The 13503-nt window shown below is 73.9% G+C and carries 8 protein-coding genes; 5 read left to right on the plus strand and 3 right to left on the minus strand.

Annotated features, from left to right (window positions below; genetic code table 11):
• Window positions 1-14: 14 nt before the first annotated feature.
• Complete coding sequence (locus tag ABUW04_RS39520) at window positions 15-1496, minus strand: MFS transporter (RefSeq protein ID WP_380569148.1); 1482 nt, start codon at window positions 1494-1496, stop codon at window positions 15-17.
• Window positions 1497-2196: 700 nt separating this feature from the next.
• Between ABUW04_RS39520 and ABUW04_RS39525 the strand changes: the two genes are divergently transcribed.
• The 3 genes from ABUW04_RS39525 to ABUW04_RS39535 are packed head-to-tail and all read left to right on the plus strand — an operon-like array spanning window position 2197 to window position 5907.
• Window positions 2197-4521, plus strand: coding sequence for an asparagine synthase-related protein (locus ABUW04_RS39525; RefSeq protein WP_380569150.1), 2325 nt, complete (start codon window positions 2197-2199; stop codon window positions 4519-4521).
• A gap of 35 nt (window positions 4522-4556) precedes the next feature.
• On the plus strand, window positions 4557-5189 hold the full coding sequence (locus ABUW04_RS39530) for a universal stress protein (RefSeq protein WP_380569152.1): 633 nt from the start codon (window positions 4557-4559) through the stop codon (window positions 5187-5189).
• A 22-nt stretch (window positions 5190-5211) separates the two neighbouring features.
• A complete protein-coding gene (locus ABUW04_RS39535) occupies window positions 5212-5907 on the plus strand; it encodes a DsbA family oxidoreductase (protein WP_030258266.1) in 696 nt (231 codons plus the stop codon).
• Window positions 5908-5951: 44 nt separating this feature from the next.
• Here the strand turns inward: ABUW04_RS39535 and ABUW04_RS39540 are convergent, their stop codons facing one another.
• The gene (locus ABUW04_RS39540; protein WP_380569154.1) at window positions 5952-7898 is read right to left on the minus strand and encodes a sigma-70 family RNA polymerase sigma factor; all 1947 of its coding nucleotides are present in this window, start codon (window positions 7896-7898) and stop codon (window positions 5952-5954) included.
• Between the two features lie 242 nt (window positions 7899-8140).
• Window positions 8141-8797, minus strand: coding sequence for a TetR/AcrR family transcriptional regulator (locus ABUW04_RS39545; RefSeq protein ID WP_380569157.1), 657 nt, complete (start codon window positions 8795-8797; stop codon window positions 8141-8143).
• A gap of 653 nt (window positions 8798-9450) precedes the next feature.
• On the opposite strand from ABUW04_RS39545, the gene ABUW04_RS39550 reads away from it, so the two are divergent.
• Together ABUW04_RS39550 and ABUW04_RS39555 are read left to right on the plus strand one after the other, a co-directional pair.
• Entirely contained in the window at window positions 9451-10827 is a 1377-nt protein-coding gene (locus ABUW04_RS39550) for an NAD(P)/FAD-dependent oxidoreductase (RefSeq protein WP_380569159.1), read from the plus strand.
• A gap of 309 nt (window positions 10828-11136) precedes the next feature.
• A complete protein-coding gene (locus ABUW04_RS39555; protein WP_380569161.1) occupies window positions 11137-13083 on the plus strand; it encodes an ATP-binding SpoIIE family protein phosphatase in 1947 nt (648 codons plus the stop codon).
• The last annotated feature ends 420 nt before the right edge of the window (window positions 13084-13503 follow it).

Below are 13503 nucleotides of genomic sequence, written 5' to 3' on the forward strand. Positions count from 1 at the left end.
CCGCCGGCCGGACCTCACGCCGGGGCTGCCAGCACCAACCGCGCCCGCTCCGCGAGTTCGACCGCTGCCCGCTCGGTCTTGAAGTGCTCCAGCCGCTTCAGCATCTCCTGGACGTACTCCCTGGTCCGCTGCGAGGAGATCCGCCCGGCCACCTCCACCGCCCTGGTCCCCGCCGCCACCGCCGCGTCCAGATCGCCGTCGTCCAGCTCGGCCAGCGCCGACACCACCAGCCGCAGGCCGTGCGAGCGCACGTACTCCTCGGTCGGGCGTGCCAGCGCCTGCGCGGTGAACTGACGCACTTTCAGCGGGACCCCCAGGTCCCGGTAGCACTCGGCGGCGTCCGCGGCGAGGCGGTCGTGGGAGAAGAAGTCGATCCAGGCCGGGTCGTCGTCGCCGGGACGGGACCGCTCCAGCCAGGTCTCCGCCGCGCTGAGCGCCGCCGCGCAGGCGTGCGCGCTGCCCGCGCGGGCGTGTGCGCGGGCCTCCACCAGGTGGAAGAAGCTCATGGTCCTGGTGGTGGCCAGGCCGCGGTTGCGTTCGATGGCGGCCTGGGCGAGGTCCACCCCCTCCTCGGCCGCGCCCCGGTAGGTGGCCTGCAGGCTCATCGACGCCAGCACATAGCCGCCGAAGGGCACGTCCGCCGCCGCCCTGGCCAGTCGCAGCGCCTGGATGTAGTAGCGCTGGGCGGCCTCGTGCTGGCCGGTGTCGAAGGCCATCCACCCGGCCAGCCTGGTGAGTTCGGCGGTCGCGCCGAACAGCGCCCGGCCCACCTCGTCGCTGTAGGAGCCGAGCAGCAGCGGTGCCGCGTCCTGCCGCAGGCACTCGGGGACCATGGACGAGCGCCAGTCCCCGCCGCCGTAGCGGGAGTCCCAGCGCCGGGCCTCCTCGGCCGCCTGCCGAAGCTTGGCCGCGTCCGCGTGCCCGACCCGGTACGAGTGTCCGTCGCCCACCACCGCCCGCACCCGCAGCGCCTCGTCGGAGAGTTCCAGCGCCGAGGCGTCCCTGGCGACCGAGCCGTCGACCGGGGTGATCAGCCAGCGCGAGACCGGGGTGGCGTACGCGGTCACCGAGAAGGTGCCCGCCAGGTTGTCCCACCAGCCCCGTCGGACGCCGCCGGAGGTTCCCGAACTCCCTTGCGGCGGACCGGAGTCCAGACCCCACAGGGCCGTCACGTGCCGTACCGCCTCGGGCACCTCGCGCGGGAAGGCGAGGCCGATCTCCGGCGCCGGATCGGTGCTGCCCAGGCCGATCTCGTCCAGTGGGACGGTGCGTCCCAGCTTTCCGCCGATCGCGGAGGCGATCAACTGCGGCACCGCGCCCTGCGGCACCATGCCCTTGCCGACCCAGCGCGCCACCGAGGTCTTGTCATAACGGAAGGTCAGACCCCGTTGCGCGCCCAGGTCGTTGACCCGGCGGGCGAGCCCGGCGTTGCTGATGCCGGCGAGCGCCAGCAGCGTGCCGAGCTTGTCGTTGGGCCCTCGCCCTGTGGTGGTCATGCCCTGTGCCACCTCCCCGCCGGTCAGCGTTCTACCCAGAGTAGTTCCCCGCGTTCCCACGGTTAAGAGGTTCCGTTCCGTATGGCGGGATACCGCTCTCCCCCCTTGAGACTGCCGCGCGGTCGCAGCCGCACCCGGGCCGGGTCCGCCGCTGCGCCGCAGCGAGGGCGCCATGCACCCGCCGAGTGTGGCCGTGCGCCCTCCCGTGCCCCCTCCCCGGCCCCGGTCGACCGGGCTTCGATGGCCGGTGTGGGTCGGCCTGCGGTCGAGGAGGGCAGGTCGGGGGACGCCGCCGCACTCCCCGCGCGGTGGCCGGCCGACTCGGGGGGTGTGCGGACACCCCCCGAGCGGAACCGGGGGAACGGGCACGGGGAACAGGCCGCGTCCGGGTCGGGGAGGGAGCGGCCCGGATGCGGTTCCCGTCGGCCCCTGTCCACGGCACCGTCCCGGGGCATCCCGGGGAGCCGCCCCGAATGCCCGGAACTGACCGCAATCGGTCGGCAGACGTCCGGGCTTCGGCCGTCGCTGTCCGCGTTCCGACGGGATTCTCCGCGCCCTTTTTCCGCTCACGGCCACAATCGATCGCGTCCAGCCCGGCGAAGTCGAGCCGTCCTGATGGCACCATGTCTCTGAACGGTTGCTGACGGTACGACAGCAGGTCCGCTGCCGTCCGTCCGGGGCCCACGGAGGCGAGGCGTCGATGCGGTGGTTGGTGGGGTGGAACGGCGCGTCCGCCGTGACCGACCCCGGCCTGCGCGGACTGCGCCCGCTCGGCGGGCAGTTGCTCTGGGGCGGCCCCGATCCGCTCTGGGCCGTGGGCGACTGGCGCCCCGAGGAGATCCGCACCATCGCGGTGCACCGCCAGCTGCGCCCGGACGACACGGTCCGCACCGGCTTCCCCGACCTGCCCGAGGACCCCGACGACCCGGCCGCCGCCGACGGCGCGGTGGCCCGGCTCGCGGTCGTCGGCCACTGCGGCGCCGTGGACGCGGCGCTGCGCACCGCGCTGCTGACCGCCAGCGGGGGCGCGCTGCGCCATCTCACCGCCTGGCCCGGCAGCTACGTGGTGGTGCTCCAGCAGGGCACCAGGACCACGCTGATCGGCGACCTGGCCGGGGTCCGCCCGCTGTTCCACACCCAGTGGTGCGGCGGCACCGCCTACGCCACCGCGGCGCTGCCGCTGGCCGACCTGGTCGGCGCGCCGGTGGACCCGCTGTACCTGGCCGCCCGACTGGCCGTCCCGGACGCCCCGGAGGCGGTGGACGGCGGCAGCCCGTTCGCCGGCGTGCGGCGGGTACCGCCGGCGCGCGCGCTCAGCATCCGCTCCGGCCGCCCGCAGCTGCAGGGGTACGAGCCGCAGCTGCCCGCCGTCGGCGGCAGCACCGAGATCACCGAGGCCGCGGCCACCGGGGAGGTCACCCGCAGCCTGCTGGAGGCCGTCCGCTGCCGGGTCCGCGGCGACTCCGACCGGCCGCCCCGGGTCAGCACCGACCTCTCCGGCGGCAGCGCCTCCACCGTGGTCACCCTGCTGGCCGCCGCCATACCCACCCCCGGCGCCCGGCGCCCGGTGCCGCCGCTGTCCGAGTCGCTCCGGGCCGCGGCCGCCGGACGCCTCGCGGTCCCCGCGGGCCAGGAGCAGGAGCCGGTCCCGGCGACCCGCCGCAGCGTCGACGAGCGCTGGGGCGACCCGCGCAGCTACCGCACCCTGCACCACGGTCCGCCGACCACGCTGCCCACCCCGGCCCGCAGCGGCGCCGTGCGCGGCTCCTGGGCCAGGGGCGGCGCCACCGCGGCCGCCGCGGACGCCCCGCTGCTCGCGGTCACCTACACCGACGACGCCTCGGCCGACCCCGGCTCGGACCCGGCCCGCACCGCGGAGCTGGTCCGGATCAGATCCCTGGCCGGGGACCACCCCCGGCTGGAGCACCTGCTGATCGCCGGCGGTCCCGAGGCGCTCCCCTACGCGGACCTGCTCGACCCCGACCTGGCCGGACCGCTGACGGACGAACCCGGTGCCGCCCTGGTCGCCGGCGCACGCCACCGCCGCCGGCTGGTCGAGGCCGGCACCGACCACCTGGGCGGCCACGGCGGTCGCCAGGTCCTGGACGGCCATCCGGCCCGGCTGGCCGACCTGCTGCTGGAACACCGCAGGCTGCCGCTGCTGCGGCCGATCACCGCCCTGGCCCGGGCCGACAGCACCGACCACCCGGTGCACGGGGCCTTCGGCACCCCGGTCGGGGTGCTGCGCGCGGCCCGCCGGCTGGCCCGCACCAGCTACGCGGACGGCCTGGAGGACGCCGCCGCCCAGCTGATGTCCCGTCATATCGCGCTCCCCGGAACGGCGGGGGCCGCCTCCATCCAGTCCCTCAGCTGGTGCGACCCCGGCCCGGCGGCCCGCTGGCTGACCGACGACGCCCTCTCCGCGGTCTCGGTAAGGCTGCGGCTGGCCACCCGGCGCACCGCCCCGGACGAGCGCCCCGGCGAACGTCGCGCACGCCTGGCACTGCACCGCCAGGCCGGCGAGTTCCGGGTGCTCACCCAACTCGCCGAGGAGGCGCACGGACAGCGGTTGCACGCCCCGTACCTGGACAACCAGGTGGTCCGCGCCTGCGGCCTGGTGCCGCCCTCGGCGCGGGTCCAGCCCGGCTCCCGGCACGCCATCCTGCGCAGCGTGCTCGCCGGGGCGGGGGCCGAGTCGGTGCCCGACTGGGGCAGCACGCCGCCGGACCCCTACTCCGCCGCCGACAGCGTCCGCGAGGGCCTGCGCCGGGCGCTGCACGCCCTGGACCGGATCTTCGCCGCCCCGCTGCTCGCCGACCTCGGCCTGCTCGACGCCCGGGCCTTCCGCAAGGCGCTGCACAACGCCGCCCGGGACCGGCCGGTGCCGCTGGACGGACTGGCCGCGGTCGTCTCCACCGAGCTCTGGCTACGTCGCCTGCACGCCCGTCAGGGCTCCTGCTGGACCGGGATGCCGCTGGCCGAACGCCGGGCCATCGGCGGCCTGGACCCGATCGGCGTGCCGTAGCCCCGCCCCGCCGCCCAGGCGCAAGCATGAAGGACATGCCCCGCACCAGCCCGACCCGTAGCGGCCCCGCCCGCACCGGCCCGATCCGGGCCGTCACCCTGCACGCCGGGGCGCCCGGCCCGGTGCACCACCGCACCGCCGTGGCCCCGGCCACCGGCGCCGTACCGGTGGTCCACGAGCTGCCGTCCGGTCCGCCCGGCATCCTGGTCGGACTCGACGGCTCGGACGGCTCGCTGTGGGCCCTGGACCGCGCCTTCACCGAAGCCGTCGCCCACGACCTGCCGCTGTACGTCCTCGCCGCCGTCGACCCGGCCCCGGCCGGCTACCCGCCGGGGATGGCCGACCTCGCCGAGGACAGCGTCGACCGGCTGCTGGAGAGTATGGGCCAGGTCGCCCTGCGCGCCCTCGCCGCGGTCCGCGCCAACCACCCGCCGATGCCGTCCGTGACCGTGCACGTCGTCCTCGGCGACGCGGTCGAAACCCTGCTCAGGGCCACCGCGGGGCAGCGCACCCTGGTCGTGGGAGCCCGCGGCAACGGGGGCTTCGAACGGCTGCTGCTGGGCTCCGTCGCCACGGCCGTGATCCACCACTCCGCCTGCCCGGTGCTCCTGGTCCCCGGGGAGACGGCCGAGGAATACGGGCAGACCGATACCGGTTCCGACTCCTGACGACGCAGACAAGAGGGAAGCCATGAAGATCGAGATCTACAGCGACATAGCCTGCCCCTGGTGCTACATCGGCAAGCGCCGCTTCGAGCGCGCCCTCAGCGCCTTCAACCAGCCCGTCGAGGTGGTCTACCGCCCCTACCAGCTGGTCCCCGACGCCCCGGCCGAGGCCACCCCGCACCGGGCCTGGCTCGCCGAGCGCTACGGGCCACAGTCGCGGGCCATGGACGACCGGGTCGCCGCCCTCGGCGCTGCCGACGGCATCAGCTACGACTTCGACGCGGCCCTGCACGTCAACACCTTCGACGGGCACCGGCTGCTGTGGCTCGCCGCCACCGAGTACGGCCTCCCGGTGCAGCACGCCCTCAAGGAGAAGCTGCTCGCGGCCCACTTCAGCGACGGCGTCGACGTCGGCGACCACACCGCGCTGACGGCGGTCGCCGTGGCGGCCGGGCTGGACCGGGACCGGGTGGCCGGCTTCCTCGCCTCCGGCGAGGGGAGCGAGGAGGTCCGGGATGAGATCGAGCACGCCCGCGCCCTCGGCATCAGCTCCGTCCCCACCTTCGTCATCGACGAGAAGTGGGCGGTCCAGGGTGCCCAGGAGACCTCCACCTTCCTGCGCGCCCTGGAGCAGGCCGCCGCCACCACCGCGAGCACGGCGACGGCGAGTGACGGAGCCGGGGCTGCCGGGAGCTGCGACGACGACAGCTGCGCCGTCTGAACCGACTGCCGTCCGATCCGCCCGGCCGGGCGGGCGCGGGTGCCTCAGTGGCAGGTGAACCGCGCGTCCGCCCAGTCGGCGACATTGGCGATGATCGACCAGGCGGCCGGCTCGGTGACCAGCCGGATCGCGGTGACGCCGCGCAGCGGCACGCCGACCGGGACCGCCGGCTGACCGCCCCGGACCACTCCGGAGCTCCACAACTGACGTCCCGTGGTCGCGTCCAGCACCGAGAAGCGCACCGCGCCCAGCCCCAGCGTCATGTCGTCGATCCCGGCGTCGGCCGAGAACTCGGTGCAACTGCGGTTGAGGTCGATGGTCACCGACGACGGCGAGTGCACGGTGATCCCACGGCTGTACGACGTGCCGCCGACCCGAACCCCGTTGCTGCGCTGCCAGAGCCAGCTGGACGCGTCGGGGGCCACGCTGGGACCGTCGGCGGCGCCGATCCCGCCGTAGGGGAGGGCGTCCACGTAGTAGTCCGCGGGGGCGACCACCGGGGGAGTCGGGGTCGGGGTGGGCCGCGGCGACGGCTTGGGTGTCGGCTTCGGCGTCGGCCGGGGCTTCGGTGACAGCTTCACCACCGGAACCGGACGCGGCGTCGGACGGGCCGCCGGCTTCGGCGTGGGTTTCGGCACCGGCGGCACCGACGGCGCGACGACCGCCGGGGACGGGGTCGGCTTCGGACGGGGCGCGGGCAGGGCCGGTGGTCTGGGGACCACCTTCACCGCCGAGGGTTTGGCGGCCTGCGGCGGCTTGGGCTTGGTGTCGTTGCCGGTGAGCGCGAACACCACCCCGGCCACCGCCACCACCGTCACCAGTGCCGCGATCCCGGCCTTGGCGGGTACCCCCAGCCCCTCGGCCGCGGCCCCGCCGGCGGCACCCCCGCTGCCCCCGGCGCCCGCACCGGCGGCGCCGGCCGCACCCGCGGTCGCTCCGGCACCGGCAGTGGCCCCGGTGCCGACCCCGGCCGCGACGCCGGCGGCCCCGGCCGCACCTGCGGCGAGCGCGGTGAAGTAGCCCGAGCTGACCCACCACACCAGTGCGCCGGTCGGCAGCAGCTCGCGGAGGCTGTGGTTGAGGTCCACCAGCTCCAGGTAGGCGGCCGAGCAGCGGTCGCACTCCTTCATGTGCCCGCGCACGTCGCCGGCCGCCCGCTTCCCCAGCGAGCCGCGCGCGAACGCGCCCAGCCTCCGTGCGTAGTCCTCGCAGGCGGTCTCCTGGGTGTCGGAGATGTGCGCCTGCAGGAACTCGGTGGCGAGCCGGTCCCGGGCCCGGCTCGCCTGCACCGCCGTAGCGTTGGCGCTCTTGCCCATCAACTCGGCTACCTGCCGCGGTGGTTCGCGTTCGACGGCGGTGTGCCAGAGCACCATCTGGTCGTCCGGCTCCAGCCTGCTGAACGCCCGTACCACCAGTGAGTGGTCGATCCCGGCCATGGCCCAGGCGTCCGCGCCGGGGTCGACGACGCTGACGTCGGCGACGGCCGCCGAGGTGGCGGCGAACAGGGTGAAGTCGTCCACCAGCTGCTCGCGCCGGTCGCTGCGGCTCCAGCCCGCGGCGATGTTGCGGACCGCGGTCAGCAGATAGGCGCGGACGGCGATCTCGGGGCCCTTGCCGGCGCGCAGCGCCTGCAGCGTGCGGGCGAACACCTCGCCGGCCAGGTCCTCGGCGGTGAAGGTGTCCCGGCAGCAGGTGCGGGCGTAGCGGCGCACCGCGTCGGCGTGCCGCCGGTACAGCTCCTCGTAGGCCGCGTCGTCGCCGGCCCGTACCGCAGCGGTGAGTTCGGCGTCGGAGACGGGCAGCGGCTCCTCGTCGACCGGTCCGCCCGGGGGCGGCACCGTGGCCGGCCCCGGGACCGCGGCGGCCCCGGGTTCGGCGTCGTCGGCGCGGTGCCGGCCGCCCTGGGCCGGGACCTGGGGCGAGGGCTCCGGTGGTTCGCTGGAGCCGATGCCGGAACCCTCCCCCGACTCGTCCTGGCCGTCAGCGCGCATGGCAGTCCCCGTGTCGTTCCACGGTCAAAGATTCCCATGCCGAGCCGGTGCAGGTCCGGTCTTCGGCACCCGACCACCCGTCCGGGGAGCGGAAAACTGAAAACCTGAGCGACCGTCGTACCGGCGCACTAAGGTGACCGCCCGATCCGGCCTGCCGCGACCTGTCATTCGTGCACCGACCACCCGTCAGCCAGCCGTCAGTCGACCAGCCGTCAGCCGACCACCCGCCAGCCGACCACCCGTCAGCCGTCGGACCGCAGACCGTCCAGCAGGATCCGGAGCAGTCGGGCCGAGGACCCCTGCGCCACCGGTGACCCGTCGACGCCGGCGCCGTCCCCGCTGGGCTCGGTGTACGACGGCACCGAGGCGGTCAGCACCAGCACCACATCGGTGACCCGCACCCCGCTGCGCAGCTCGCCCGCGCTCCTGGCCCTTTCGACCAACTGTCCGAGCAGCTCCAGCAGTCGGGCCGGATCGGCGTCGCCGGCGCCGTCACCCGGCGGGGGCGGCGGGGCCGCGATCTCCAGCGGGGGCACCTGACCCGTCGTCCGCTGCGCCGGGACCTGGTCCATCCGCTCCGCGTAGCGGAAGGCCTCCGGCGGCAGCAGCCGTCCGGCGCCCGTGGCCACGGCCCGGGAGAGATAGCCGGCCAGTGCGTCCCAGGGCTGCGGGTCGCCGTTCAGCGACTCCCAGGCCTGCGCGGTCAGCCAGGCCACCTCCTCCGAGGCGATCCGCCTGACCAGGACCTCCTTGCTCGGGAAGCGCCGGTAGACGGTGCCGACGCCGACCCCGGCACGCCGGGCGACCTCCTCCATCGGCGCCCCGTAGCCGAGTTCGCCGAACACCTCGCGCGCAGCGCGCAGCACGCTCTCCAGATTGCGCCGTGCGTCGACCCGCAACCGGCCGCCACCGCCGCCACCACCAGTGGAACCCGAGCCGGTCACCGTCGCCCCGGAAGGCGAACCTGACGGCGTTCCTGAGACCGGTGCCGATGCCGACACGGACGCCGTCGGACGCCCGTTTCGCGGATCCGGTATGGACCGTTCCCCCACATGCGGAAGCGCATGTTCCCGCTGAACCATGACTTTCGTCCTCCCCCGTGGGCACCACGTCCGACGCGATGCCCCCCAACGCGCACACGATGTAGCGAACCGAGTACGGATTCGCAGACACCCCGACCATAGTTGAGAGCAGATCAGGCCGAACAGGGGCCTTCCCAAGACTCGGGTGCGCGCGGCGCACCCCGGAGCACCGAGAATCTGCGTCAGGGCGTAGGACATCTGCGTCGAAACGTGGATGATCGAGCGGACATTTACGGTCGTTCTCCTCATGCCGTTCGCCGCACCGGCCCCACCAGTTCAGGCACGGGCTATGTACAAGACGCCGTCGAGGGTGCGGAATGGACCGGTACTCCAACCACGCGGGGAGCGACCCCGATGCCGGTGCCGCGACGGTCCGCTGTCGCGGCGGTCCTGTTGCAACAACTGTCGGGCGGCCGCAGGTGGCCAGTCACCAGCGGCCGGAAACTACGAGTCGAGACTGAGTGACGCCGGTGACCACCCCACCACCTCCATCCGCGTCTACCCCCACCCCGGTATCCGCCCCCACCCCGGTCCGGATCCTGCTCGTCGGCGGCGGCCATGTCGGCCTGTACGCCGCACTGCGGCTGCAGCAGCGGCTGCGCCCGGACGAGGCCGAACTGACCCTCGTCGACCCGAAGTCGTACATGACGTACCAACCGCTGCTGGCGGAGGCGGCCGCGGGCGCCGTCGACCCCCGCCACGTCGTCGTCCCGCTCCGCCGGATACTGCCGCGCGTGCAGGTGGTGCTCGGACGGCTCAGCGCGCTCAGCCCGACGACCCACCGGGCCACCGTGACCGTGCCGCCACCGGTGCAGCAGCAGACCGAACGGGACCTCCAACTCGACTACGACCTGCTGGTCCTGGCCCCGGGAGCGGTACCCAGGATCCTGCCGGTCCCGGGGCTGGCCGAGCACGGCATCGGCTTCGGCAGCGTCCAGGAGGCCGTGTCGCTGCGCAACCACGTGCTCACCCAGCTCGACCTGGCCTCCTCCACCCGGGACGCCGCGCTCCGCGAGGCAGCGCTGACCTTCGTCTTCGTCGGCGGCGGCTACGCCGGCACCGGCGCCATCGCCGAGTTGGAGGACATGGCCCGCTACGCCGCCCGCCACTACCCCGGCATCCAACCCGACGACCTGCACTGGGTGCTGGTGGAGGCGGGCGACCGCATCCTCCCCGAGACCGAGCCCGACGTCGGCCTGCGCACCACCGCCGAACTGCGTGGACGCAATATCGAGGTCAGGGTCGGCACCCGGCTCGAATCGGTGCACGACGGTGTCGTCGCGCTCTCCGACGGCAGCCAGTTCGCCGCCCGCACCCTGGTCTGGACGGCCGGGGTCCGGGCCCATCCGGTGCTCAGGGAGACCGGACTGGCCTGCGACGCGCAGGGACGGCTGCGCTGCGACGCCACCCTGCGGGTACTCGGCACCACGGACGTCTGGGCGGCCGGCGACGGTGCGGCGGTACCGGACCTGACCAGGCCCGGGGAGTGCTGCGCGGCCACCGCCCAGCACGCGGTACGGCAGGCCAGGGTGCTGGCCGACAACGTGGTGGCGCAGCTGCGCGGCGAGCCGGCCGTGGAGTACCGCTACGAGTCCAAGGGCTCGCTCACCTCGCTGGGCCTGCACAAGGGCGTGGCCCAGCTGCGCGGCCGCGCGCTGCACGGCCGTACCGCCTGGCTCCTGCACCGCGCGGTGCACCTGCGGCGGATGCCGACGCTGGACCGCAAGGCCCGGGTACTGGCCGACTGGACCCTGGCCGGACTGCTGAAACGCGAGATCGTGTCGATGGGCGCACTGGAGCAGCCGCGGGCCGGCTTCGAGACCTTGATGGAACTCGACCAGGATTGACGGAGGACTGAGGGGCGGATCGGGGCTCTCCGCTGTGAAGAGACGTCAGGTGGATGGGGAGGAAGCAGGGGAGGCCTCCCCACGATGCACAGGATGGGTATCTCCTGAGAGTGACCGTCCCTGATGTTGCTTGCGCGGGACATCGGCCACACTGGTCCGGACGTCCCGTGCCCCCACCGCCGGACAGCCAGCTCTCCCTCACTCGGACAGAAGGGTCCCGTGAACCTCACGCGCTGGAGCTCCCGGCTCCCTGGAGTACAGCGACGGTCCGCACTGTCGCCCCGGACCCAGAAGACGCAACCCGGTGACGTGCCCGTCGAGCAGCCGAACGCCTTCAGCGACTTCAAGGACGAGGAGCTCGACCACGGGCCCGTCGGGGATCTCGCCGGCGGCGCGGACGTCCGTGCCTCGCTGCCCGCGCCCGCGAAGGGGACTGGTGCGGGCAGTGGGATGTTCGATACCGGGACCGGGACGGGTGGCGCGGCCGGCGCGACCGGCGCGGCCGGGGGGAGCGCCGGAACCACCACCGGAGTCACCGCCCCCAGAGCGGCCTCCGACAGCAGCTACGACCAGCCCACCGTCCACGACGTGCTGGCCCACCTGCCGGCCCTGGTGGCGGTCAGTTACGGCCCGGGCCACCGCATCGGCTACCTCAACCGTGCCTACACCGATGTCTTCGGTCACCGGCCCACCGGAGTCCCGGCCCACCAGGTGATGCCCGAGCTGGAGGAGCTGGGCCTGCTGCCGCTGATGGATCAGGCGTTCCGTACCGGCCGACCCCGCACGGTCAAGGCGCGGAAGGTCACCAACCCTTCGTTCACCAGTTCCGATCACGGCTCGGGTTCGGGCGCCGGCGCCGGCGCGGGCGCGGGCGCTGAGCGACCCCGCTACTTCACCTTCGTCTGCGCTCCGGTCCGCGACAGCGAGGACCTCGGCCGCCAGGTCACCGCCCTCGCCGCGACCCACCAGCACCAGCAGGGCCGGATCACCACCAGCCCGCGCAGCCACTTCGGCGCCCTGCGCCGCAGCACCAACGCCGCCGACGTCTGCGGCGTCCTGGTCTTCGGTGCCGAGGTCACCGACCAGGTCCAGGTCACCGAGCGGCTCAGGGAGAGCGAGCGCCGCCACCGCGAGGCAGCGGTCACCCTGCAGCGCAGCCTGCTCCCGCAGAAGCTCGAACAGCCCGACGACCTCAGGGTCGCCGCCACCTACCAACCCGGCGGCGCCGATGCGGCCGTCGGCGGCGACTGGTACGACGTCATCACCCTCGGCGGCGGGCGCACCGCCCTGGTCATCGGCGACGTCATGGGACGCGGCATGCGCGCCGCCGCCGTCATGGGCCAGCTCCGAACGGCGGTGCGCGCCTACGCCCGCCTCGACCTGCCCCCGCACGAGGTGCTGCAGCTGCTCGACGGCCTGGCCTCGGAAATCGACGCGACGCTCATCGCCACCTGCGTCTACGCCGTCTACGACCCTAGCGAGCAGCGCCTCGTCTACGCCTCGGCGGGCCACCTGCCGCTGATGATCCGTGAGGCCGACGGCTCGGTCACCCGCCCGGAGGAGCCCTGCGGTCCGCCCCTCGGCACCGGCGGCTACCTGCACACCTCGGCCAGCGTCGCGCTGGGGACCGGCGCCACCGGGGTCCTCTACACGGACGGCCTGGTCGAACGGCGCGAGCAGGACATCGACGAGGGCCTCGACGCCCTGGCCCGTACCTTCGCCGGCGCCACCGGTCAGCCCGACGTCATCTGCGCCCGGCTGCTGCGCGCCATGGGGGTGACCCCGGACCACGACGACGACGTCGCCGCTCTGGTGTTCCAGCTCCCGGAGCGCGACAGCGAGACCGCGGAGCTGTTCCGCAGCGCCTCACTCGACCTGCTGGGCGGCGCGGAGGCGGTCTCCAGCGCCCGGGCCTTCACCAGCGGCGTGCTGGCCAGCTGGCGGCTCGGGGAGGAACTGCTCGACCTGGGCGTCCTCGCGGTCAGCGAGCTGGTCTCCAACTCCTTCACCCACGGCCACCCCCCGATGCGCCTGCGGCTGCGCCGAACCGACCGCCGGCTCACGGTGGAGGTCACCGACGCCGACGACCACCTCCCACGCCGCCGCCGCGCCGAACCGGCCGACGAGACCGGCCGTGGCATCGCCATCATCGCGACCATCGCCAGCAGCTGGGGCACCCGCCGTACCCCGGATGGCGGCAAGGCCGTCTGGTGCGACTTCCTGCTGCCCACGACACGTCAGACGCCCCGTCAGTAATGGGTTTGACTTCGCGTCGGGAGCCGCCTAATGTACGTCGAGCTGCCTGAACAGGAGCTCCGAACGCGCTGAGCGCGGCCGGTCCTGTGGTGAGGGTGGCCATCCCCTGGAAGTACAGCGCATGCAGCCCCTGGTTCGTCATGCCCTTTTCCTGGGAATGCAGCGGAATTGGCTTGGACCGAGGAATTCCGCTAGAGTTTCACTCGTCGGAACGGACCGGAAACAATCGGCCCGGGAGGACGGAAAGCAAGCCGGAAACGGTCTGCTAGAGTAGAAAACGAAGGAAGCGCCCGGAGAGCTGGTGTGAAAGCCGCTCGAAGGAAGCGTCCGTACCTTGAGAACTCAACAGCGTGCCAAAAGTCAACGCCAAATGTTGATACCCCGTCCGCCCGCAATTCTGTGGGTGGTCGAGGTTCCTTT

Source organism: Streptacidiphilus jeojiensis, assembly GCF_042510965.1.
In the GTDB taxonomy this organism is placed as follows: Bacteria; Actinomycetota; Actinomycetes; order Streptomycetales; family Streptomycetaceae; genus Streptacidiphilus; species Streptacidiphilus jeojiensis.

Excerpts from the sequence above, each read along its gene's own strand:
- ABUW04_RS39520 (WP_380569148.1), bottom strand. The coding sequence starts at position 1,496 with ATGACCACCACAGGGCGAGGGCCCAACGACAAGCTCGGCACGCTGCTG.
- ABUW04_RS39525 (WP_380569150.1), top strand. The coding sequence starts at position 2,197 with ATGCGGTGGTTGGTGGGGTGGAACGGCGCGTCCGCCGTGACCGACCCC.
- ABUW04_RS39530 (WP_380569152.1), top strand. The coding sequence starts at position 4,557 with ATGCCCCGCACCAGCCCGACCCGTAGCGGCCCCGCCCGCACCGGCCCG.
- ABUW04_RS39535 (WP_030258266.1), top strand. The coding sequence starts at position 5,212 with ATGAAGATCGAGATCTACAGCGACATAGCCTGCCCCTGGTGCTACATC.
- ABUW04_RS39540 (WP_380569154.1), bottom strand. The coding sequence starts at position 7,898 with ATGCGCGCTGACGGCCAGGACGAGTCGGGGGAGGGTTCCGGCATCGGC.